Origin of the sequence: Mesorhizobium sp. B2-8-5, assembly GCF_006440675.2 — a bacterium.
In the GTDB taxonomy this organism is placed as follows: domain Bacteria; phylum Pseudomonadota; class Alphaproteobacteria; order Rhizobiales; family Rhizobiaceae; genus Mesorhizobium.
This window is the reverse complement of the sequence record NZ_CP083951.1, coordinates 4,193,383-4,215,056: the sequence shown is the minus strand read 5'-3', so window position 1 is coordinate 4,215,056 and position 21,674 is coordinate 4,193,383. Positions and strand designations below refer to the sequence as shown.

At 56.5% G+C, this 21,674-nt stretch carries 21 protein-coding genes and 2 pseudogenes; 3 read left to right on the top strand and 20 right to left on the bottom strand.

Features of this window, described 5'->3' with window-relative positions; translation table 11 throughout:
- Positions 1-53: 53 nt before the first annotated feature.
- From FJ430_RS20475 to FJ430_RS20440, 8 genes are all read right to left on the bottom strand, one after another.
- Positions 54-881: a DUF4157 domain-containing protein gene (locus tag FJ430_RS20475; protein ID WP_140709804.1), complete on the bottom strand. Its 828-nt coding sequence runs from the start codon at positions 879-881 to the stop codon at positions 54-56.
- Positions 882-1,203: 322 nt separating this feature from the next.
- Entirely contained in the window at positions 1,204-1,878 is a 675-nt protein-coding gene (locus FJ430_RS20470; protein ID WP_181175547.1) for a hypothetical protein, read from the bottom strand.
- Between the two features lie 110 nt (positions 1,879-1,988).
- On the bottom strand, positions 1,989-3,998 hold the full coding sequence (locus tag FJ430_RS20465) for a hypothetical protein (protein WP_140709796.1): 2,010 nt from the start codon (positions 3,996-3,998) through the stop codon (positions 1,989-1,991).
- Positions 3,999-4,118: 120 nt separating this feature from the next.
- Positions 4,119-4,766: a recombinase zinc beta ribbon domain-containing protein gene (locus FJ430_RS20460; protein ID WP_140709791.1), complete on the bottom strand. Its 648-nt coding sequence runs from the start codon at positions 4,764-4,766 to the stop codon at positions 4,119-4,121.
- 35 nt (positions 4,767-4,801) lie between these two features.
- Positions 4,802-5,332, bottom strand: coding sequence for a hypothetical protein (locus tag FJ430_RS20455; protein ID WP_140709786.1), 531 nt, complete (start codon positions 5,330-5,332; stop codon positions 4,802-4,804).
- A 302-nt stretch (positions 5,333-5,634) separates the two neighbouring features.
- Positions 5,635-6,858 (bottom strand): hypothetical protein, encoded by a 1,224-nt coding sequence (locus tag FJ430_RS20450; RefSeq protein WP_140709784.1) that lies wholly within the window; start codon positions 6,856-6,858, stop codon positions 5,635-5,637.
- 1 nt (position 6,859) lies between these two features.
- Positions 6,860-8,218: a hypothetical protein gene (locus FJ430_RS20445; RefSeq protein ID WP_140709782.1), complete on the bottom strand. Its 1,359-nt coding sequence runs from the start codon at positions 8,216-8,218 to the stop codon at positions 6,860-6,862.
- A gap of 62 nt (positions 8,219-8,280) precedes the next feature.
- Positions 8,281-9,447 carry a hypothetical protein gene (locus FJ430_RS20440; RefSeq protein WP_140709780.1) on the bottom strand — a complete coding sequence of 389 codons (1,167 nt, stop codon included), beginning with the start codon at positions 9,445-9,447 and terminating at the stop codon, positions 8,281-8,283.
- A 560-nt stretch (positions 9,448-10,007) separates the two neighbouring features.
- Between FJ430_RS20440 and FJ430_RS20435 the strand changes: the two are divergent.
- Positions 10,008-10,326 (top strand): annotated as a pseudogene (locus tag FJ430_RS20435) (SOS response-associated peptidase); the annotation flags it as partial.
- Here the strand turns inward: FJ430_RS20435 and FJ430_RS20430 are convergent.
- The 12 genes and pseudogenes from FJ430_RS20430 to FJ430_RS20375 all read right to left on the bottom strand — a co-directional run.
- Positions 10,306-10,611, bottom strand: a pseudogene (locus FJ430_RS20430) (IS1 family transposase); the annotation flags it as partial. The pseudogenes FJ430_RS20435 and FJ430_RS20430 overlap by 21 nt on opposite strands.
- 18 nt (positions 10,612-10,629) lie before the next feature.
- Complete coding sequence (locus tag FJ430_RS20425) at positions 10,630-10,815, bottom strand: hypothetical protein (RefSeq protein WP_226891805.1); 186 nt, start codon at positions 10,813-10,815, stop codon at positions 10,630-10,632.
- A gap of 72 nt (positions 10,816-10,887) precedes the next feature.
- On the bottom strand, positions 10,888-11,412 hold the full coding sequence (locus tag FJ430_RS20420) for a hypothetical protein (protein WP_226891803.1): 525 nt from the start codon (positions 11,410-11,412) through the stop codon (positions 10,888-10,890).
- Positions 11,409-12,266: a GIY-YIG nuclease family protein gene (locus tag FJ430_RS20415; protein ID WP_226891801.1), complete on the bottom strand. Its 858-nt coding sequence runs from the start codon at positions 12,264-12,266 to the stop codon at positions 11,409-11,411. Before FJ430_RS20415 ends, FJ430_RS20420 begins: the two co-directional genes overlap by 4 nt.
- Positions 12,267-12,660: 394 nt before the next feature.
- Positions 12,661-13,455 carry an ABC transporter ATP-binding protein gene (locus tag FJ430_RS20410; RefSeq protein ID WP_140709778.1) on the bottom strand — a complete coding sequence of 265 codons (795 nt, stop codon included), beginning with the start codon at positions 13,453-13,455 and terminating at the stop codon, positions 12,661-12,663.
- Positions 13,452-14,174 (bottom strand): ABC transporter permease, encoded by a 723-nt coding sequence (locus tag FJ430_RS20405; protein WP_140709776.1) that lies wholly within the window; start codon positions 14,172-14,174, stop codon positions 13,452-13,454. Before FJ430_RS20405 ends, FJ430_RS20410 begins: the two co-directional genes overlap by 4 nt.
- Positions 14,174-14,893 (bottom strand): ABC transporter permease, encoded by a 720-nt coding sequence (locus FJ430_RS20400; RefSeq protein ID WP_140709774.1) that lies wholly within the window; start codon positions 14,891-14,893, stop codon positions 14,174-14,176. Before FJ430_RS20400 ends, FJ430_RS20405 begins: the two co-directional genes overlap by 1 nt.
- Positions 14,886-16,073, bottom strand: a complete 1,188-nt coding sequence (locus FJ430_RS20395) for an NAD(P)/FAD-dependent oxidoreductase (RefSeq protein ID WP_140709772.1) — start codon at positions 16,071-16,073, stop codon at positions 14,886-14,888. Before FJ430_RS20395 ends, FJ430_RS20400 begins: the two co-directional genes overlap by 8 nt.
- A 47-nt stretch (positions 16,074-16,120) precedes the next feature.
- A complete protein-coding gene (locus FJ430_RS20390; protein WP_140709770.1) occupies positions 16,121-17,578 on the bottom strand; it encodes an NAD(P)/FAD-dependent oxidoreductase in 1,458 nt (485 codons plus the stop codon).
- Positions 17,575-17,871 (bottom strand): (2Fe-2S)-binding protein, encoded by a 297-nt coding sequence (locus FJ430_RS20385; protein ID WP_140709768.1) that lies wholly within the window; start codon positions 17,869-17,871, stop codon positions 17,575-17,577. Before FJ430_RS20385 ends, FJ430_RS20390 begins: the two co-directional genes overlap by 4 nt.
- Positions 17,846-19,012 (bottom strand): NAD(P)/FAD-dependent oxidoreductase, encoded by a 1,167-nt coding sequence (locus FJ430_RS20380; protein ID WP_140709766.1) that lies wholly within the window; start codon positions 19,010-19,012, stop codon positions 17,846-17,848. The genes FJ430_RS20385 and FJ430_RS20380 overlap by 26 nt, the downstream gene beginning before the upstream one ends.
- 61 nt (positions 19,013-19,073) lie before the next feature.
- Positions 19,074-19,970 carry a transporter substrate-binding domain-containing protein gene (locus tag FJ430_RS20375; protein ID WP_226891799.1) on the bottom strand — a complete coding sequence of 299 codons (897 nt, stop codon included), beginning with the start codon at positions 19,968-19,970 and terminating at the stop codon, positions 19,074-19,076.
- Between the two features lie 211 nt (positions 19,971-20,181).
- Here FJ430_RS20375 and FJ430_RS20370 point away from each other — a divergent pair, with 211 nt between their 5' ends.
- Positions 20,182-21,069: a LysR substrate-binding domain-containing protein gene (locus FJ430_RS20370; protein ID WP_140709764.1), complete on the top strand. Its 888-nt coding sequence runs from the start codon at positions 20,182-20,184 to the stop codon at positions 21,067-21,069.
- Between the two features lie 119 nt (positions 21,070-21,188).
- Positions 21,189-21,638, top strand: coding sequence for a hypothetical protein (locus FJ430_RS20365; RefSeq protein ID WP_140709762.1), 450 nt, complete (start codon positions 21,189-21,191; stop codon positions 21,636-21,638).
- Positions 21,639-21,674: the final 36 nt, after the last annotated feature.

Sequence of the window (21,674 nt, the reverse complement as noted above, 5' to 3'; positions counted from 1 at the left end):
CGTAGTTCGGGCTTCATACGACAGTGGCTGAGCACGTCGACTTTCAATCGAGGCTATTGACCCTTCGACCTTTGCCAAGCCAGAAAACCGTTTCCTTTTGCATAGGCCGGATTTTCTACGCTACCTGAGTTTCGAGCATATCGTATTGCGAATCTGCGTACTCCCCAAGCTTGATACTGCTCGACATGCTTTAGTTCATGAGCCCAAATAGACGGATCGGCCGCTTCGCCGGGACCCCGAAAGACGACAACATCAATTAATGTGACGGCGTCTGCGAACCCACCTTGTTCAAGCAGCCGTGCAAGATTGACGAAACCTTTGTCCTTTATCTTGTAGCGGACCACTTTCATGGAATCCTTGGTTGAGTATCCTTTCAGTCGCTTCTGAATTTCTGGAGGAATTGGCATTGAACCCTTAATGGCAGAGTTGCGCGAAGCCCGAATGGCATGCTCCAGCGCGGGGCCGGTTAAAACGTTTGCTTGAAGCTCGTTAAGCGCATCGGCCACAGCTTGGACGGCAGTCTTGGTAGCATTCGCAGCGTCTTGCGCTGCTTTCTTAGCTGCAATCGCAGCGTCTTTTTTTGCTTTGCTCGCCGCAATCGCTGCGTCGCGCTTTGCTTTGCTCGCCGCAATCGCAGCGTCGCGCTTTGCTTTGCTCGCCGCAATCGCAGCGTCGCGCTTTGCTTTGCTTGCAGCCTTCGCTGCGGCTTGACCAGCCTTATCTAACTGTTTTCCCGCCTTATCTAGCTGTTTTTTAAGGGGCTTGAGCTGGCATGGCTCGACAATACCGCATTTTGCGAAGGCAGGTGGGGGTGCAAGTCCATAGACAAGAGCAATCAGTGCAATTTGTAGTGGCGCAACAATTATCCATTGCCGAGGCATGGCCGCAGCCCCTCCGTTTATAATTTCAGATGTCGCTAATGTTATAGTAAAAACACCCGCTTAGAAAGTCGCTTCCTTGGTAAGACAATGATTAGACGCGAGCGCCGCTCTGCGCCTGATGATATCGCGAGTGATGGCGAACCATGCTTCCGTCCTGACGGGCAATGTTTTCGGTGGAAATCAGCCGCTTGAGCGATCTAATGACCTCACGGATCCAGCCCACCCCAAGCACGCAATCGAGGATTCGCATGAAACCGGGCTCCAGGCGAGTGCGCCAAATGCAGGGGCGAAGCATGGCTCAACAATCTACGCAGCAGACGGCTTACGGAAGTCGCCCCCGCTTTAGTATGTAGAGGCATCTTTCAAGTTCAAGTGCAGTCCCGTCTGGATTCACAAGAACGCGAGAGTCTCGCAAAAAGGTCCGCTTCCCGCCTGCGCTCAGGTCAATCAGCACTCTATAGACGCGAGTACCCTCCCCTAATCCGTTGATAATCTTAGGTGCATTCGATCTCACTTCTGCGAAAAACGCGGTGGCCCCCTCGTCGGATCGCATCCATGTCACAAACAGCCCAAAGATCCCCGCACCTAAGGCAACCTCCTTCATTCTGAATTGGGCACCAGCAGCGGCCGTCGCCCCCGCGCCTAGTGAAAGTCTGGAAAGAAGTGTCTGATGCTCGACAACGTCTTCAAGCAAAGCCTTTAACGCGTTCCTTGCGTAATCCCGTTGGGTCTTATCGATCTCTACCCACTCAACAAATGGCAACGTTTGATTGACCGACGCAAATCCAAAGGAAACATCTCTGACTATGTTCACCTTTGCAGACCATTTCTCCCGCGGCACGAATAGCTTGATGATCCGATTAGTCGAACATAGATAAGGTGTTCGCGCATACTCGGGCAGCCCACTAGGCTCCAGCGCAGGGGTTGGCAAGTGCTCAAGGGCCTCATCAGATTTAGCCTTCAAGGCCTCCACGGCAGGGGCCGCCACCAGATCCATGCTGTTCGCTGCCAAGGTGCGATCGAACCACGCAATAGTCAGGCATACGGCGAGAACACTACGGATGGCAACCCTTCTTATGTCAAACGCGAGAGCGTTGAAGCGAGGTTTCATCGGATCATAAACCGGTCCAAACGGAGGTCGAACTTGCCTATCGGCAACGTCCGGGCTCGCGGCTTGATTGTAAAATCGTCAGTGTTTACCACAGGGGTCGCGATACTCAGAAGAACGGCATCGGGCACACAAAGCGGAGCACTTTTTAGTTCTTTGCAGAAGAACTCTTTCCATGGCAAAAGCCGCTCGCGCAAAATCGCTTTGCGAAGGTCATCAGTCGCCGCATCGGCGGCAGCCTTGAAATCATTCTTAACTTTTTCCTGCTGGGCCTTATTCTCAGGCTTAACGAACGGAAACACCAATTTTCCTATCGTCGCCTTGTAGTCGTCGTAGGAATCCTTCGGAAGCGGCAAGTTCGCCGCATAGTGATAAAACCGAAGATAGAATTGGCTCGATAGCTCTCCTTTGTCGTCTATAAATGAACTATACTCCGAGGTTCGAGCTCTATATCTCCTGAGTGTCTCAGAAACGTCCTTCAGATAAGCGAGCGCGTCACCAACGGTCGCCTCAGGTTTGCGCTGGATAGCTTCATTTAACGCATCACTAACCTGCGTATTGCGAATCTCTTTGCCACTGGTTGCATCTTTCAAATTGTCCTCAATCCTAGCGGTTGACAATATTTTTATCGCAGCGTCCACTCCGCTATCTAAGGTCTTAGATTCGATTGCTTCTTCCTTTAAATCGCTCTCGACCCCTTGCAATGCTGTCTCTAACTTGCAGCCCGTTCTTTCTCTGTAACATTGCTCAATCAACCTCTCCAGGAACATCATGTCGCTCTGAATCTGGTCATGGAGACGTGAAAATTCGTTCGCCCCACCGTAGATTCCGAGCATGTCCTTGGCGTAAACAGAATTATTGATGTAGGTATCCGAAGACGCCGCAATTTCAACCGCCTCGCCGGCTAGATCGAACAGGTCCCGTAGGACAATGTAATAGTCGCCGACCAGAAACAAATCATTCGGAGACGCCACGAGCGACTGGTCAATCGCGGGGCCAACGATTGCACTATACGGGAGGATGTCTACGCTAAAAGCGGTAGGATTTAGTAGCAAGTTTTCCGGAGGTGGTATGATGTCGTTGATATCGAAAACTTTACCAGCAGTTGGGGGGCCGATCGTCGCCCTTACCTGCTCGGGAACGCCGCCCTCCTGTAAAATGGTATAGCTTAGCTTATCAGTTGCTTCCAATTTTTTAGTACTGCTCGAAAATGAACCTCCACCAGAGGCCCCGTACCCAGAGGCGCTTACCGCCGCTGTGAGGCTCTCTTTTTGTGATCTAGACCTCACCTTCTGGGTCAAGAGCAAATGCAATCGCGCGCCACGGTGGATAGCCGCCACAAAACCGTCGCCACACAGTTGCCTAAACCGTTCACTTGCAACACGCTTCTTTCCCACATCGTCGCCACTCATTTCGTTCAGAAGCGCTTGAGCCTGATCGGAAAAGGTGAAGGATCCGCCTTTGACCTGGAGCGGAAGGGAGTCAAGTCTAGACACCAGTCGTTCTTCGGCCGTGGCAGAATCGATAGATTTAGAAAATTCCAAATCTTCAACGGATATGTGTCTGTCATATGTTCCTGATGGAACAGCAAAAGTACTTCCGGACGACGAGACAAACGTAAACAGAAAATTTTGATCGTCTGAGTTTATCCTTATCTCCTTACTTGAGGAGGCACTAGCGGATCCACCAAAACCGCCGCCGCCGTTGTAAGCAGCACTGACTGAGGAAGTTGTTTTCTTCACGAACGAAAATGTGCTCTGAATCTGTTCGACGCTTGACTCAAAGCTACTGTGTTCAAGCTTGGCCTCATCCACGCTAACACAAAAAGAGGCCGTACCCCGCTCGCCAAAACTGTCCCAGCCTTGGCCAATTTGAACACCGGCGGCTGGATACGGATAGACTATCCGCTCAACGGCTTTCGAGGACCCGACCGCTTTATCCTGAGCCAGAGACGGAGAAGCAATCAAGCACGCCAGGGCTGCGGGGAGAGTGGAAGCTAGTCTTATCATCGGTATCCTCCCTCTTCTATCAAGGGACAGGATGCGTCAGATCGCGGTCGAAGGCAAAGTGTTTATTTAGCGTGAGCTAATGTGAATTCCACCAATCATCGGTGATGGAGATTGTTCACTTCAAGCCCGATGAGAAAATGGCTCATCGAGACTGCAGAGTTGTGCCTCGATCAGAGAAAGCTGTGCCTTGAGTTCTGCGATCCGCTGCTTGGCATCCTCTTCAGCGATCACGCTCCTAATCACGAGGTCGATCGTCCGCTGACGTTCGCCTTCTACCCGATCGCGCTTGCCTTCCAGCGCTGTACGCAACGAGTTCGCCTGTGCTGCCAATTCTCGGCGCTCTTGGTTGTATTTGCGGATGTATGCCTCGATCAGGTCGGGCGCTTTCAACTGCTGGCGCATGCCATCGAGGACGGCCTTCTCGATCTCGGGTAGGTAAATAATGCGCCGGTTGGAACAGCTCCCGCTTTCACGCACTGCGGAGCACCTGATACGCGTTTTGCCCGTCTTATCACGATCGTGAACCGACATGCCCGCCCCGCAGATGCCACAACGAAGCAGACCGGATAACAGGTGTGCCGGGCGGCGCTTGAAATGAGAGCATGCATTCACCCTCGCGACTTTGAGTGCCTGTGCCTTCTGCCAAACTTCTTCATCGATAATGCGCAAATGCGGAACTTCTTTCGTCTGCCACTGGTCCTTCGGATTTGGCCTGGAGACGCGTTTGCCAGTATCGGGGTTCTTCACCACGCACTTAATTACATTCATGCGGGACACTTAAAATACGATTTGCCGCCGCAACATCAGAACTTCACTGTCGTCGGTTGCACCTTCGTGTCGCACGATCCGAACAAAGCGACGAGGAGTTCCTGATCAAAGTCATAAACGACATTGCCGTTTACGAAAATCTTATAGCTCGGGTAGCCGTCATGACAACCACTAAAGACAACCTCACGTGAGCTGACATCGACCGTGATAGCGAATTTGTAGTCGATGTTCGGCATAAAACCGACCCCAGACGCGGTCTGACCGACCGCGTCGAAACCTGCAGCAGTTTTACTGATTGCCACATTATCGACCGAAAACGCGTCGCGAATGCTCTTCAACTCACTTACCCCGATACTCGTCACGCCGGTCGTGAAGCTACTGGACACGGACCCCATGGAGAAGTCGACCACGACCGTTTGCGTTGACTTGATACCCGCTTCAAAGGACAAGGTCTTTTCCTTAATCCGCGTCTCGATGGTCAACGACACCGTCTCTGCCCTAGCAATGTCCGAGATCGATAAACAAGCCAATATCAAGCACAACTGCCAACCACTATAGATCATCATGGCGGTTCGGCCTCCTCTATCCACAACCAATGCTGGCGCAGGGAGATTACTCCCCGCTGTTCCTTAAACATCCGTCGACACCACTATGATTCTTACGCGGGCGTCGAATATTGGGGAGTTCTCCTCAATGAACGAATGCGGAAAGCCAACGGTCTGCAACTCCGATGAACTTGAACCAACACTCGACGTTCTTAAAGAGTTCGCAGTAGCAACGCCTCGCCCGCGCGGCCAACCATAGATCAAAACTGTAGAGCCTGAGGACGCCGCTACCAGATCCGATCATGGAGGCGTATAGATTGCCTCTACGGGGCTTCCTTAGCTGAGGGTGAAGCCAAGACCGAACCGTCGTCAGGAGCCTTTATTGCATCAGACCTAATCTGAGGCATGGTGTACACAACATACCCCAGCAGATTTATGCTGTCTGGATACGCGTATTTAGCAAGGGGGTGGTCTGTCGGCACCTGTTCTTGGTCTCCCACAAAGTGGATATCTCTCACAAGTAACAGCTCCTCAACAAATCCTGGCAGAATCCCGTTGCCAGCATATCCAGCTTCCTCGGGTATGTCCGTGCTGACCACTACATCTGCCGGACCTACGTTCAACCCGATCCGATGATCCAGCAACGCGTCAACATCGAACCAAGGACGCAATATCTTGACCCTAGCTAGCTGGAACCGAAACTCCCCTGAAAGACTAGGTACCTTAAGGACCATGCGAACCCAGCTTGAGACCGTTGACCAAGAGGCCGGCGGAGGCAGCAAGTATGTTAGAGGCGAACTCTGATTAATATGGATTACCTCCATATTGTTTTTAAACCGCTCATTCGCGATAAACCAGCTGTTCCACTCGGCAGGATTTCCTTTCTGCAGGAAAACGGAGTATGCAGATTCGACCTCCGCCTTGTAACCCGATTTAATCCATTCTTCTGAAATCGCACTTTCGGCGTCCGAAAAAGTGGCATACTGACTAAAACCGGGCAGAAGTTTCCAAATGCCGTCGTTCCGCGACCGCATCAGAGCAAGATGCTTCTTCTCATATTCGCGGTATCTTAGGACGTAGCGCGAGGGTTCCCGCGTGTAGATGATTTTTGCCTGTCTTGTAACGGGTCGAAACAACCACTGCATGACAGGAACCGGAAGGGTTCGATCCTTAAGCAAGGCCTGGTACGGCGCGCTAGCATCTAAGATCCGCCGCCACGCGTCAGCAATCGTTGTGCCCTTAAAGAATACGACTCCATTCTCTATCGAGATAGTGCGCCCAAACACCTCGTTGTTGACCACTAGATCAAATACGTCCCCCGGCTGCCCCGAATAGGCCTGCACTAGGGGCTCAATCGACGCTCCCGCCGGAGCAAGTGCTATTCCTCGCCATCCACCGTCGCCCACCTTCCGAAAGAACGAATCAGATCCAAGTATTTCATGGGCAAGCTTGTGTATGAGCTCATCCTTAAATGGGTCCGCGCTCGCGTCAGGGCACACTCTGAGGTACACAAGGAAAGAGAGAATGAGAACTGCAATAGTGCGCATCTCATTTATCCTCGATCCAGGCGCTAGCGGGCCACTTATCAAGTTTGTTGGGGTCGGGAAGCTTCGGAAGGACATATGATATCAGTCCAATAACTGACGTGCCGGTGCTGCTTATTTTGAAGGACACCGCATCCCCCTCCTTTTTTACATCGGAGAAGGATGAACTGCCTCCCCCCGCACCACCTATAATCCCGAATAGTACCGCGCCGCCACTGGCGTTGGACCCTTCCTCGAACTGTTTAAAGTCGTCCTCCGAGACGGTTGCCTCAATAACAATATCTTTCGCGATTATAAAATCGGACGGAAGCAGGCTACATGCGACAGTGACGTTATCGTATTCTGGGGTCGGACTAGCCTGAGGCAAATCATCACCATTAAGCCCAACAGCGACATACGGTCGAACCGGAGTATTCGGTTTTTTAGTCCAGGCCCAATTGCGCGGCTCAAAAAATACTTCTGTATCTAGCCAAGGTCTCCTAATTCCGACGCGTTTTATGGCAAACGAATACGACAGCTTGCGGACTTTAGATACGCGCGTGACTTCCGTATTTGAGCCGCCGCCGCTGCCGCCGAACGTGACGAAGCCAAGGCTTACACCCCCTCCACCGCGCCTAGCCGTCGTCTTCGTCACTACCTCTTCGGAAGTGGACTGACTGGAATAAGAGAGGTTGACCCATCCGTCAGGGAGCCCCCACTCGCTGACAGGCGGGCCAATTTCGCTTGGGGGCGCCACAAATGAGCCAGATACATACTTTTTGGCAGATGTTCCTTCCGCTAAAAAGGCGTTAAGCACGCTCACTCGCTGGGCATTGATTGCTTGAAGTTGTAGGTTTGCTTGCAGCAATGCTACTGCCGCGCTGACCTCCGCCTTGTTTCCGAACAGCAGCCACTCTCGGTCGGCGAGATCTAGATCGGTAAGTAATTGCACCTTATTGTCATCATTTGATCTGCTTACAAGCTTCGCATATGCAATATTGTAATTCTTCTCCTTCTCAACAAACGCTTTGTAACGATCACTATTAACTATTGCCTTGGCGGCCAGTATCTCCTCGGTATCCTCTCTGATCGGCCCGACCGCGCTACTTATCATTTTCCGGTAAATTCCGGACAGCGGGCGTCGCGGCACGAGAGACGCGATAAACGGCGATGGTTCTGGGCATGAATTTGCCCACTGATGAATTGTTGATGCGTCGTTGGGCGAGGCCACACCGCCCACAAGCGTCAAGCTTATCCAACTCTCTTTTGGTAGCTCAGGTGCAATCAGTCGTCTAATGCTGTCGGTAAGCATCGCCTGCGCCTGCTCCGGCGTTATCGAGTCAATCGCCTGTGCTGCGCTTAATGAAGTCGCAAGCACCGCCAAAGACAGAGACGCGAGGCGTCCCGCACTTACACACGAAAATCGCATTCCCTCGCCTCGCAGCTCTAATTGTTGCTTGGTAACCGTTTGAGCGTCTCGATGACTACGCCAATGATTCGTAAATTCGGAGAAATAAGGTAATTTGATTGGGCCGACATCGTGGCGCCTGCACCTAAGCCGACAATCTCTGTGTAGGAACCACTCGAAATTGTGGTTTCCGAAAAAATTTCGACATTCTTCACAACCACGAGCCCGCTCACATACATTCCGACCGCGGCCGGTTTTCCATCTTCGCCCCCAGCCGACAGCAATGTGCCATCGTTGGTCGTCCAATCTTTTTGCAAAAGAAATGGTTGGTATAGGCGGTCTCTGTCCAGACTAACGATCCTGGCCGAAAAAGTCACACTGCGTGGCGATACGGCTGAGGTCGTTTTCACCCCTCGCAGTTGAATCTCGATATCGGCAATCTCATTTGAAGAAATGCCGAAATTTATCCAATCGGTTGCCGAAGCGGCAGCGTTCAAAGACTGGCCGACGGAGATGGGTTTGCTACCAAGAATATTAGTAAAGTCGGAAATAACGTCCTCAGGACTTTTGAAACTTTCTATTACGGAGAGCGCAGCATCAACCTGTACCTTATTGCCAAATAACTCCCAATCTCTGTCAATCTGCGCGATCTCAATGCGTATTAAGCTTTGCGAAGACTCGTTTTTTTCGGCAAGAAGCCGAGCTGCCGCTTCCTTGTGCTTGTCCTCGTAAGCTTTATAGTCGAGATAAAGTTTTGTCGGCTTTCCTGCGCTGTCCACGAGCAGCGCTTTCGCCGCCTTGAAATCACTTTCACCATCTCCTGGTTGTGGAGTTATCTGGCGCGGCAAAACGCGCTTCGCGAACGCACCCACAGCAGCCCAAAGGTCTTCGCCCGACGCGTTGTCGATTTCAGACTTTTTCGCGAGGGTCTTGTCGAAATTTTTCAACCGTGAGACGAATTGCGGGTCATCGAGTAGAAAGTCCGGGACGGTAACTGGTTTTATCGACACTATCTCACGCGAGAGTACGGTCTCCGGGAAACCAGACGTCACGCTCTGACCAAGCAGATTTTTACTTGCAGAAAAAACCACGTCGCATATCGGAATATTGGTGCAGGACATCTCGGATGCGTGGCTTTGATTAACTGCCACGAGTCCCACGATTGCGACGATCCGACAAACCTTAGCAATACGCAAGCCAAACATCTGTCAGCCCTCATGTCATCCGACGGGTCAGTGAGCTATGCTGAATGATGTACTGTTGCATGTCTAGTGTTTTTTATTAAGTCTCGTTTACTGGCAGTGGAAGTCGCAGGATGTCGTGTGGGCGCATGGGATATTCGTATGCACGTTCCTATGCTGCAGAGGTTCACCAAACCCTTCAAAGCTGGAGGCAATATCAGTGGGTTAGGAATATTTTTAATTTCACGCATTCGCTTCGAATGGACTTGGCAGGTGTGGTCGGCAAAGTTTTTGGTCCCTAATGGCGAAACGCGAAATTTTGTAGATCGGTTTCCACACTTTTCAGGGACTGGGGCGTGAGTCCAAATTCACATGTCAAACCTGAGAATGAGCCTTAGGGCCCTTAGTAGTAGCTTCGCTGCGGCAGGAAGGGAGGTCGGCGTGACCGATCTCGCGTCAGGGTGGAAGCCCGTATGGGTGAAGCCCCGTCGCAGGCGGGGCATCAGCTTCGCCGACAGCCCGGCCCCGTCAGGGGCGCGCGATCCGCCCTCGAAAAACGACGAAAAGTCGCTAAGCTGACGGTCATGTGCAATGACTATGAACAACACATCCGCTGGGCCGAATACTGCAAGATGATGCAGGACCTGGAACTCGGGATCCCGACGCAACAGACAGACCTGCTGCAGGCGGATTCAAATGAATTTCAGCTTTCCGCCCTCGGGCAAAGGCGGGCCGATATTCAACTTCCGGTCAGATGGGCGGAGCTTCGCCGACAGCTGTCGCTGCCTGATTCCGGCAAGCGCTTTCTTCGAGTTCACCGGCAAGAAATATCCAAAAGCCAAGCACCGGTTCACACTTAAAAGTGCCCCGTTTATGGCGATTGCGGGCCACGTGCGACGTGCTGACATGCGCCAGATCGGGCGAGCCTTCAATCCGGGTCTTGACCGCGCCAGTGCAGAAGGCGGGGCTGTAGCGGCGTTCCTGTGGCACTGCTTTGCCTTCCGGCTCGCCATACTGCTTGATCAGCATCGCGTAATCGATGTCCACTCCAAAGGCTTCATCGACCGCATTGAGATAGGCGCGGTGACCATCGGTCGTAAGCTGGACGCGATTGGCAAGACGGTGCTTTACATCGTCCATGAAGGCCAGCGCATATTCGCCGTCACGACCGCCGACCAGCCATGAGATTGCCCAAACCCGAGCGGTTCAATCCCTTTTTGTGCGCTGCTGATTTCGGGCGTCCTGATCCTTCTGCACGGCCTTGCCAAACCAATCCGGCACCTCACCGATCTGCGTGTCGTAGATGTCCTCGGGCACGGCCAGCCAGAATGCCACGACAGCGTCTGAGAATCCCTGCAACTGTTCGTCGCTCACCTTGACATGGGTGGTCACGAAAATCCGTTGTCCAAAGGGCGTGACCGGATTCGCTGTACGGATCAGGCAGATATTCCGAGAACCGAGTCTTCAGATCCTCGAGAGAACTCCTTTGCCGTGCTTGTAGACGTTGACGACCAGCCGGCAAGCGTCCAGTTTTCTGAAATAGTCAGTGTTCGTGATAAGCCAGACAAAGCTCTCCAGCAGGTCGATGATCTGATCGAAATTTGCAGACCAGATTTTCGCCGCAGCGTTTCCTCCAGGGATCGAGCGTTCGATTTCACGAGCCAGCCACTCCCGTAGCTGCTTGTCCCATTCGTGAAACATTCCAGCGACAACGCTCAGGCGGGTGTTTCCCTGCATTTCCTCCAGGAGGCCGTAGAACTCGATGCCTACTTCATGCGCCCGTTCACAGAAGTCGCCGGCGTCATGATGATCCGGGTCGAAGTTCTGGCCGCTCTCTTCAAGCCATTTTTCGGCGGCTTCGTCTGCTTCGGTCTCCATGTTCTCAAATTGGGATAGCAATCGCTTGCGTGCCTCCGAGACGTAGAACTCGTGCCGCCTGATCAATGATTGACGAGCCTGGTCCCACATCTTGAAGACCGCATATGTCATGATGTCTTCCCAGCGATCAGCTTGATCGTGTGGGGATCGATGACCCGGCCATGCACGGTGTCGCCCTCCCGGAAGTTGTCCTGAAACCACCGGGCGATCTGCTGGTTTGAGCCGACGACCCGCACGGCACCGGAACTGTTGGCTGCCCGATTGATTTTCGAGATGACAATATTGCTGGTGTCGCCGAGCAGCACGCGGATCGGGTCGCCATCTTTCCCAAGGAAACGGCTCACTTCGACACCGGGATTGAGGAAACCCTTGTTGTAGTACGTCTGCCCTAGTGTGATCGAGAAAGACGCCGGAGCAGGGGAGGATGCCTTCGGCTCCTGCTGAATATCCGAGGCGGGTGGGGCGGCAGGTGCCTCGACCTCGGACTCTTCCGCCTCCTCCCGCTCGGCGTCTTCGGTTATTGGCTGGTCCTTGTCCTTACCGTTCCATGGCGGCTGAAATTCTCCGATCAGGCTGTCTTCCAGTCCGGCCGCCAGATTGATCTCGAAATCTGCATAGCGGAGATGCGTGATAGGCGCGAATGCGAAGATGCGGATCTCGGTGCCTTGTTCGATGGACGTCTTGATGTTGCGATGGCAACGTTGGTTGGTGGCCTGACGTATACCCGGGCGGCAATAGCCGACATAGCGTTTCCGGATCGAACGAGCGGTTTTCCCAATGTAGAGCACCTGGTCGCCCTTCACGAAAGCGTATAGTGCGTTCCTGGCGTCCAGCAGGACTTCGTTCGCCGCGGCGTCTTCGCCATCGAGATGGTAGGCGATGTAGCCGCCGTTCGGTTGCCACCTTCCAACGTCGACGAAGCCAAGGTTGAGCAGGAACTCAGCATTCAATTCCCGATTCGCCATGCGCAGATGTCCTCCCATGCCCAGGACTTTTCTGCGCATGGGCGTCCGGCGTGTCAACAATGGTAGGCCGCACAGAGGCCCCAGTTTGAATTCGCGAGAACGCAGAAGTCGTTCTGGGTGGCGCTGTTCCTGCCATTCGTCTGCCCTTCGCGGGCTTTTTCCGATGGTCGATTCACATTGAACGGTTGGTATCACGCGTAAGGATCCTCAGAGGGCATGGGCCGATATCGAGGCTCGACGTGTCTGCGATAGCAAAAGAATGCTTTTTCGATAGTGGGTTTCGCGACATAGCGGTCTCCCGTCTCGAACCCCCGATGGCGAGCGAATGGCTCCGATGATCAAATTTGTCCAGCAGTTTGACCGGACGCCTAACTGAACGCGAGCGTCTTTGCTGTTATCGCGTCAAGAACTGGCGAAGGCGTTCAGAGCGACTTGAGCTGAAAACTTCGTCGGGTCGCCCCTCCTCTTCAACAACTCCCTTGTGAAGAAAGACGACCTTGCTCGACACGTCCCGGGCAAAGCCCATCTCGTGCGTGACCACCAGCATCGTGCGCCCCTCTTCCGCCAGCGCCCGCATCACTTTCAGCACCTCGCCGACAAGCTCGGGGTCGAGGGCGGAGGTCGGTTCATCGAACAGCATCACGCGGGGGCGTTGACCGAGCGCTCGCGCGATGGCGGCACGCTGCTGCTGACCGCCCGAAAGATGGATCGGATAATGATTGATCTTGTCGGCGATGCCGACCTTCGCCAACAGCTCCTTGGCCTCCTCGACACATTCAGCGCGTGAACGGCCCTGGACGTGGAGCGGGGCCTCGATCACGTTCTCCAGCACCGTCTTGTGCGACCACAGATTAAAGCTCTGAAAGACCATGCCGACATGGGCGCGCAGGCGGTCTACCTGCGCCCGGTCGGCGGGCTTCGGGCCGCCTTTCGTCTGCTTCATCCGGATGGTCTCGCCACCTATCGAGACTTCCCCTCCGGTCGGAGTTTCCAACATGTTGATGCAACGCAACATCGTGGACTTGCCGGAGCCCGAGGATCCAAGGATCGAGACGACATCCCCATCGTTGGCGTCGAGCGAAACGCCTTTGAGCACTTCGAAAGCCCCGTAAGCTTTTCGTAGATCGCGGATGCGGACGGCTGGCACTATCTCATCTGCCGGCTCGTGCTGTTGTTGCGGCAGGCTCATGCTGCATCCTCTCTCTCGATGACGACCGGTGTCGATACAGATCTCAGATGCGGCGTCAGCCAGTATTCCAAGAGATGGATGACGCGCGTTATGACGTAGTTGATAATCAGATAGATGCTTCCCGCGACGACGAAGACTTCGACCGCGCGGTAGCTCTCGGAAATCAGCTTCGCAGCAAGGCCAGTGGTTTCCATCATGGTGATCACCGATGCCAGCGCCGTCGCCTTCACCATCAGGATGATTTCGTTGCCGTAGGCTGGAAGAGCCTGCCGGATGGCAAGGGGCAGCACGATACGCCGGAACACGGTGATGCGGCTCATGCCACAGGCACGGGCGGCCTCTATCTGGCCTTCGGGCACGGAACGCAGGCCACCTCGGATTATTTCGCTGCCATAGGCGGCCGTGTTCAGCGCAAGCGCGATGATGGCGCACCAGTAAGGCTGGCGCAGGATCGGCCATAGCACACTGTAGCGAACTGTCGGGAACTGACTGAGGCCGTAATAGATCAGAAAGATCTGGACCAACAGCGGCGTCGAGCGAAACAGGAAGATATAGGCGCGCGCGATCCACTCGAACGGGCGGATGCCTGATAGACGCAGCAAAGCCAGGATGAGGGCAAGGACCATTCCGAGCCCCACCGATACGAAAGCCAGTTGCAGGGTCAACGGGACGCCGGGCAGCAGTCGAAGAAAGGCACTGAGAAAGAAGGAAAAGTCCATTACCCCCTCCTGAGCCCGCGAGTGAAGTGCCTTTCGGCGAACTGCAATACCCATCCCGAGGCGGAGGAAATGAGCAGATAGAGGATCGCCGCCGCCAGAAAGAAGGTGAAGGGCTGCTTGGTCGAGCCCGCGCCGATCTGAGACTGGCGCAGGATTTCGACAAGCCCCGTCACCGAGATCAGCGACGATTCCTTGAGAACGAGCTGCCAGATGTTTGCCAGGCCCGGCAAGGCGAAGCGCAGAGTGAGCGGCGCGATGATGCGCCGGAACGCGAGCGCTCGCGACATGCCCGTGGCGTAGGCTGCATCGATCTCTCCAAGCGCTACGACCTGATAGGCCCCACGGAAGACTTCGGTGTGATAGGCGCCCGACACGATCGCAATCGCCAGGCAGCCGGCGAAAAAAGCCGGCAGGCTGAGGAAGCCATTGGCTCCAAAGAACCGGCCGATGGGTGTCAGGACGGCGCTGGAGCCGAAGTAGAAAAGATATATAACCAGAAGGTCGGGAATGCCGCGCAGAACCGTCGTGTAGCCATCGGCGACCGAGCGGACGATCCTTCCTCCGGAAGTCTTCGCCCACGCCCCGAACGTGCCTATTATAGCTCCGGCGATGAAGCCTGCCATTGCCACCGCGACCGTCATTGCGCTTGCAGCCGCCATGGCGGCACCCCAGCCCCCGGGTGCAAAGCTGAAGACGGTCATCAGCCCGAAATCATTCATGACCAGCCTCCTGCGAGACTTTGCGGTCAGGAATGCACGTGGTCGCCAGCATGTCGTTGCTCGAGAAGCGGCCCGGGTTGAACGCGGCTATCGGAATGGCATTTTCACCAGTGGCGACCAGATCGGCAATGACCGAGCCGACGATAGGGCCGAGCTGGAACCCGTGCCCGGAAAAGCCGAAAGCGTGCCAGAGATTGCGGGCGACCTGACTGGGACCGATCACCGGTATGACGTCTGGCATCAGGGCTTCCAGACCGGCCCAACTTCGCACGATGGTCGCGCGGCGCAGGATCGGGAAAAATTCGCAGACGGTCTGGGCGCTCACCACCATTCGGTCCGCAACGGTGTCAGCCGTCTCGCTATTCAGGTCGGGATCGCCGAGAACCCCTCCCCCGATGACGACTGTGCCGGCTTCCGTCTGTTTGAACGAAAGCATCCGGTCGATGCCGATCACCACGGGGTCGATGAAATGGGGCATGCGAGACGTCACCATCAGCGTCGAGGCAAAATGCGTCCTGGGCAGGTGCTCGCCGATCATTTCCGCGACTTGCCAGGCCCACGCTCCGCCGCAGTTGATCAAAATATCGGCCCTGAAGACGCCGCTCTCGGTCACTACGGTCCAGCAGCGGTCGCCCTGCTCGAGCCCGGTCACGCGCGTCCGCTCCATGAAGCGGACGCCAAGCTGCTCGGCACGCAGCCGAAATGATTGCGTCGTGCGGAACGGATTGGCATGACCGTCCCGGCGCGAGATGATGCCGCCACGGCAGATATCGGCTGCGGCAGGAACCAGACGCCTGAGTTCTCTGGCGTCGATCACTTCCTCAAACTCGTGGCCGAGCGAGCGCATTTGGGCCACCCGCGCATGGCACCATTCCATCTCGGCTTCGCTTTCGGCGATGCCAATCTGCCCGACACCGCCGATGAATTCGCAGTTTCTTGCCAGATCTGGACCAAGCAGGTCGTCCAGGCGCTCCCAGGCGTCCATTGCGGCTATGGATAACGGTACTTCGGCTTGGTGACGCATCAATTGCCGTACGCCGCCCGCGTTGACGCCCGAGGCGTGGCGACCGACGGTGTTTTTTTCCAGCACGAGTGTACGCAGGCCCCGCAGCGCGAGGTGGAGCGCCGTGCAGCAACCGTGGATGCCACCGCCGATCACGATTGCGTCGGTCGCGGTCATTGCGGCTTCCCGATCCGTCCCATTGTGTCGCTTCTGCTTCTCATCGCTCAAACGCGCTGGCTCGGGTCGCCGTCGACACCCAATGGCGACGGCCTCAAATCGCGTTCGGCGTTGCCGAGCTCGGCAAGCTGAGCGACAGGCAGCGGCTTCACCGGCGGGCGCAACCGGTAGTAGCCGACGGTCTCCATGTCAGTTTCGAGGCTCTGCGCCAGGACGCGGGCGACAGTGCCACCGCACATGCGGCCCTGGCACTGACCCATGCCGCATCTGGAGAAGGACTTGAGCTGGTTGATGTCAGTGAAGCCCTCGGCGACGAACGCGCGCAGCTCGCCAGCTGTCACCTCCTCGCAGCGGCAGGCGATTGCCTCGTCGGCTAACCGGCGTACAGCTTCGGTGGGGCAGTAGGTGCTGTCGAGGAACGCACGGAACCGAGCCTCCCGCTGGAGATGCCGACGCTCGGGAAGCGCGCGCTCGTCGCGTTCGGCCCGCGAAATGCGACCGATGCGGCAGGCAGCATCAAGTGCAGCCAGGCGTCCACGATGCGCCGCCGCTCTGGCGCCGGAGATACCCGCGCCATCGCCAGCGACGGCCACCAACTCCGTGCTCGTTGCACCCCACTCGTCCGTCCAGGGACGCCAAGCCATCTGCGCGGTGTCCCACACATGCCTGCAGCGTAGACTTGCGGTGATCTGGTTGTTGGGGACCACACCCTCGTGCAGAAGTAGAAGCGACGCCGACAGCCGCTGCCGCTTGCCGCGAGTTTCGAAGCTGACGGCCTCCACGCGCGAAATGCCCTCGACCGCGAGGTTGCGCCCACTGAAGACGGGGATGCGGGCCTTTCGCAACGCAGCCATCCAGGACAGGCCCTTCAGCAGATCGCGACCAAAGCCCGATAGCACTGGCAGCGCTGCGAATCCGGTCTCGAACAGTCCTTTTTGCGATGTGTCGATGACGGCACTCAGCGGCGCGCCTGCTTTCATGAGCTGAAGCGCCACGAGATAGGCAAGAGGCCCTGAACCTGCGATCACAGTCGGTTCTTCTGGCACCAGGCCGGACGCTTTCATAAGCGTCTGTGCCGCACCTGCTCCCATGACGCCGGGCAGCGTCCATCCTGGAATCGGAACCGGACGCTCCATTGCGCCAGTTGCCAGAATGACCCTGCCGGCTCTCGTCAGATAGGCTCGGCCCTTCCGCGATACACCGAGCTTGCCTGCAGCCGATACCTGCCAGACAGCGCTCAGGGGCTCGTATGCGGCACCGCTCCTGCGGAACCGCTCCACCAGCGCAAGTCCCTTGGCGTAGTCGGCGCCGAGAATATTGCTCAATGCGTCGTGCTTGCGGCTGTTAGCTTCTATGTTCCGATAGATCTGTCCGCCAGGCGTTGGCTGCTCGTCGAACAGTATTGTTTCCACGCCAAGTTCCGCAGCGAGTGCCGCGGCCGCCAGGCCTGCCGGGCCGCCGCCGACAATGGCAAGCTCGCAGTGTGTGCGCGGGGCATCGGTCATGCTGCGTCGAACCTTCCCGTGCCCAGTTGTGATCGCACTTGGGAGCCTTCTCTAACCGGCACCAGGCAGGCCTGCTGGTCGGCCTGCCCATCGATCTCGACCAGGCAGTCGAAGCAATTGCCGATCATGCAATGGGGCATGCGATCGGTTCCACTGACCGGCGTCGTGCGGAACCGCTCAATGCCTGCAGCCAGCAATGCCGCGGCAACGCTGTCGCCTGGCCGGCACCGCAATGGCCGTCCGTCGAAGAAGATCGTCGTGGTCAAATCATCGGTCCGGAGTCGTCGAAACATGCTGGGCCTTCCGAGTGGACGCGGATGTGTCGGTTTGGCGTCCGAAGAACCGGGCCGGCCGAAAATCCTGGAGCGCATCGTTGTCCGCGTCGCCCGCGAGTTCGGCGGCAACAACTTGTCCGAGCCAAGGCGCAAGCGTCGCTCCGCTATGGGTGACAGCAGCATAGTAGCCGCTTACTTCCGGGACCGGACCGACGGCCGACACGCCGTCGCCTGGGATCGCGCGATGCGACAGCCGCATTGCCTCGGGCCTGGCCCCTGCAAGCTCCGGATAGATGCGCGATGCGCGCTCGATCATCGCGACAGCAGCGGGGTAAGTATCGTCCGAACTGCTTTCCAGCGTGAACCCTTGTTCGTCGTGCTCGCTGTGCAGCATGATCCGAGCCGCGCCATCGGGCCGGAGGTTGACTGCACTCGTGCGGACCACCCGCCGCACACCCGATTGGGCGGGGGCGGCCACAACGAGAAGGCCGATCGTGGGAGCCAGCGGGAAGGTCATGCGCACGTCCTGACCCAGATCATTTGCCCAGCGGCCAGTGCAGTTGACGACCACGTCTGCACCGATCGTCGTTCCTGACGCCGTCTCGACGCCCGTGACCTTGTCGCCGCTCAACTCGACGCCAGTGACGCTCTCGCGGCGCAATTTCGCCCCGAGGTCGCGCGCCTTGCCGAGGAAGAACTCGATGTAGACGCCGGGGTCCATCCAGCCTTCGTCGGCAAAATAGGCGATCTTCGCATCACCTGAAGCCTCCCGAGCCAGGGCGGGCTCAAGCTTGTGTAGCCTGTCCGCCGAAATCCATTCGGCGGCATAGTTCCATCCAATCAAACGAGCGACGCGATCATCGAGTTCTTGCGCCTCATGCGCGTTCGAGCGCCATTCAACCGCTCCGCCACCCTGGAACCAGGGACGGGCGCCGAATTCGTCTTCGAGTTCCCGGTGCGCGCGCATACCCAGAGCATTGATCAGGTGGTAATTGTAAGGGGTCTTTTCGTTCGAGTTGGTCCAGGCAAAGCTCGAACCACTGGTGCCGGCGCCTGGATGGTCGCGCTCAACAATAGTCACGGAGTGGCCTCGTTCCGCGAGGCGATAGGCGATCGATGTGCCGAGGAGCCCGGCACCCACAACGACAAACTGGGTCATGCTATTAATTTTTCCGATGGACAAGATGGGCGGCCACACATGTGCGCCCGCCCGGCTAAGCTCAATCCTTGGGCGTGATATCGACCCCGAACCACTTCTCCGTTAGGGCCTGGTTGAACCCATCGTTGTTGACCTCGGCAATCGCCGCGTCGAACTTTGCCTTGAGCGCGGTGTCGTCTTTGCGCATCGCCACATTGGCTGTACCGCTGCCGAGAACGCCTTCGATGAATGTAGGTCCGGCAAGGGTTGCGCCGGCCATGTCTGGCTGCTTCATGGCGGCCTTGAGCATAGTGATATTGCCCATGACCAGGTCGATGCGGCCGGCGGCTAGGTCGAGGTTGTGTTCGTCCGTTGTCTTGTATTCGCGGATCTCGACCAGGTCTTTCAACTCGGCCGTGGCGAATGTCGCGGCCGTCGAGGAGCCCTGGACGCCGAGAACTTTGCCTTTGAGCGCCGTGGCCATCGCGGCCACCGCTTTCTTGGCGCCTTCAGGATCCTTCTTCAGGCTGTAGTCGACCCGAGGGCCAAGTTCCGAGGCCAGCGGATTGTCCTTCATCATCATAAAGGCGTTTGGCGCCTTGGCATAAGGCATCGAGAAAGAAGCCACCTTCTGCCGCTCTGGCGTAACCGACATGGACGCGATGATGGCGTCAAACTTTCCGGCATTGAGCGCTGGCAGCATGCCATCCCAGTCCTGGGCGACGATCTCGCAGTCGGTCTCCATGCGGCGGCACAGTTCATGAGCGAGATCGATCTCGTAACCCGCGAGCTTGCCGTCGGAGGACATATAATTCCAGGGTGCATAGGCGCCCTCGGTCGCAATGCGTATCTTCGACCATTGGCCGGCTTCATCCGCACGGGCGGCTCCGGTGAGGAAAATCAAGGCGCTCGCCGCGACGCCTATCCATCGTAACAGTCCCATTTTCATTTCTACCCCTTTTTGATTGGCTGCACGCAAGGGAACCGCCTCGATCGGTCGACCGAAGACAGCGACGCAATGGCGATAGTCTCTGCGTAGCGATTAATTGTCGGCGCCGAGATGGCCGTTCCAGGCGCGTATTGGCTGGAGCTCGTTCCAGCAATTGGAGAATAAAGCCAAATCCCGGCCAATTGACAAATACGAAAAGCTTCATTCTCTATAGCTTTTTCCTATAGAGTTCGGTCCAGTCATGAACTATCGGCAGTTGCAGGCGTTTCGCGCGGTGATGGATTCGGGAACGGTAATCGGCGCCGCCAATCTCCTGAATATCTCTCAGCCTTCCGTCAGCGCCCACATTGCCAACCTCGAACACGCGCTGAAGATCCAGCTGTTCGTGCGGCAGGGTGGCCGGTTGGCTCCGACTGCGGAGGCCTACCTACTGCACGAGGAGGCCGGTCATATCGTCAAGGGCATGGCGCGCTTGCGGCGGCTGGCGGCGGACATCCAGCAGTTGGAGGCGGGTCGGCTAATCATTGGCGCTTACCCGGCGCTAGCCAGTTATGTGCTACCCCGCTTTGTCGGGACGTTCGCCCGACGCCACCCCAAGCTGCGGCTGTCGCTGGAGCCGGAAGCTTCCGTGCGGATCGCTGAGCTCGCTGCCAGCAAGCAACTCGACATTGGCTTGATGACGATGCCGGTGATCGACCCGGCGACCACCTGCGATCTCATCTTTGAGACGGCTTCGGTCTGCGTACTGCCGGCGGGACATCCCTTGAGCGAGAAGGATGCGATCGAAGCTGCTGATATCCGCGATCAAAGCTTCATCGCACTTGGACGCGAGGACGGCTCGCGCCAAGCCATCGACCGCAGCCTCGAGAACGCGGGAGTTCGCGTCGAGGTGCGCTTCGAGGCTCATTATAGCGACGCCGCCTGCGCTCTCGTGGCCGAGGGGCTTGGCGTCTCCATCGTCGACAAGTTCTCTGCGGAACGCTGGCGCGGAACGCTCGCCATCAAGCCGTTCCTTCCCTACGTGCCCTGCCATGTCTATCTAACGCGCAGCCGCACGCATATGTCGTCCCTCCTCCAAGAGCAGTTCGAGCGGGAGTTCCGCGTCTATCTGGAGGAGCACTTTTCCTAAAAACACGATCAGCTGCTCCAATGTGCAGCAAAGGAAACGAGGGGTTGGCATCACCCTCGGGGGATGTCCCGTTTGGGGCGCGTATCAGGGTTCGTGCTGACTCGCTATCAGGAAGGCATATGTCCCGGAAAGTCGATGCCTCCCAAACTATCCAAAAGCCGAATCTAGTGTCCCGCTTTGTCCACAAGCGCGCGCAACTCGGGCTGAGACGTGACCCAGAAAGTTCGAAAAGCTTCCAGGAACCCCAGGCAAATTGGACGCCGTATCGGACAATCAGGGTCACGGATATCGCAGCGAACGTCCGCAATGGAGCGGCTAATACCGTCGGCAAAGAGCGTCCGAAAAGGGCTGTCGGCGGCTCCGTCGTGGGAACGAAAAAAGAAGAGAAGCAGAACCTTCGTGTGCGATTTTTGCACACGGCATCTCGCAACTACCTGATATTGCTTATCTATCTGTCCCGTCCATCATTGGCGCTATGGCAAGCCGCACCTTTTTGTAATCGCTGCTCTTTTCCATCACGTCCGGCGGATTCTCTGATCCTCGATCAACGAGGCATCGCGCTCACATAAGTGATTTCGCGACGATTTCCTACCGGGTGCCCCAGA

What these genes read in the sequence shown, in the direction of transcription:
- FJ430_RS20475 (WP_140709804.1), bottom strand. Translation starts at nt 881, where the DNA reads ATGCCTCGGCAATGGATAATTGTTGCGCCACTACAAATTGCACTGATT.
- FJ430_RS20470 (WP_181175547.1), bottom strand. Translation starts at nt 1,878, where the DNA reads ATGGATCTGGTGGCGGCCCCTGCCGTGGAGGCCTTGAAGGCTAAATCT.
- FJ430_RS20465 (WP_140709796.1), bottom strand. Translation starts at nt 3,998, where the DNA reads ATGATAAGACTAGCTTCCACTCTCCCCGCAGCCCTGGCGTGCTTGATT.
- FJ430_RS20460 (WP_140709791.1), bottom strand. Translation starts at nt 4,766, where the DNA reads ATGAATGTAATTAAGTGCGTGGTGAAGAACCCCGATACTGGCAAACGC.
- FJ430_RS20455 (WP_140709786.1), bottom strand. Translation starts at nt 5,332, where the DNA reads ATGATGATCTATAGTGGTTGGCAGTTGTGCTTGATATTGGCTTGTTTA.
- FJ430_RS20450 (WP_140709784.1), bottom strand. Translation starts at nt 6,858, where the DNA reads ATGCGCACTATTGCAGTTCTCATTCTCTCTTTCCTTGTGTACCTCAGA.
- FJ430_RS20440 (WP_140709780.1), bottom strand. Translation starts at nt 9,447, where the DNA reads ATGTTTGGCTTGCGTATTGCTAAGGTTTGTCGGATCGTCGCAATCGTG.
- FJ430_RS20420 (WP_226891803.1), bottom strand. Translation starts at nt 11,412, where the DNA reads ATGACATATGCGGTCTTCAAGATGTGGGACCAGGCTCGTCAATCATTG.
- FJ430_RS20415 (WP_226891801.1), bottom strand. Translation starts at nt 12,266, where the DNA reads ATGGCGAATCGGGAATTGAATGCTGAGTTCCTGCTCAACCTTGGCTTC.
- FJ430_RS20410 (WP_140709778.1), bottom strand. Translation starts at nt 13,455, where the DNA reads ATGAGCCTGCCGCAACAACAGCACGAGCCGGCAGATGAGATAGTGCCA.
- FJ430_RS20405 (WP_140709776.1), bottom strand. Translation starts at nt 14,174, where the DNA reads ATGGACTTTTCCTTCTTTCTCAGTGCCTTTCTTCGACTGCTGCCCGGC.
- FJ430_RS20400 (WP_140709774.1), bottom strand. Translation starts at nt 14,893, where the DNA reads ATGAATGATTTCGGGCTGATGACCGTCTTCAGCTTTGCACCCGGGGGC.
- FJ430_RS20395 (WP_140709772.1), bottom strand. Translation starts at nt 16,073, where the DNA reads ATGACCGCGACCGACGCAATCGTGATCGGCGGTGGCATCCACGGTTGC.
- FJ430_RS20390 (WP_140709770.1), bottom strand. Translation starts at nt 17,578, where the DNA reads ATGACCGATGCCCCGCGCACACACTGCGAGCTTGCCATTGTCGGCGGC.
- FJ430_RS20385 (WP_140709768.1), bottom strand. Translation starts at nt 17,871, where the DNA reads ATGTTTCGACGACTCCGGACCGATGATTTGACCACGACGATCTTCTTC.
- FJ430_RS20380 (WP_140709766.1), bottom strand. Translation starts at nt 19,012, where the DNA reads ATGACCCAGTTTGTCGTTGTGGGTGCCGGGCTCCTCGGCACATCGATC.
- FJ430_RS20370 (WP_140709764.1), top strand. Translation starts at nt 20,182, where the DNA reads ATGAACTATCGGCAGTTGCAGGCGTTTCGCGCGGTGATGGATTCGGGA.
- FJ430_RS20365 (WP_140709762.1), top strand. Translation starts at nt 21,189, where the DNA reads ATGTCCCGGAAAGTCGATGCCTCCCAAACTATCCAAAAGCCGAATCTA.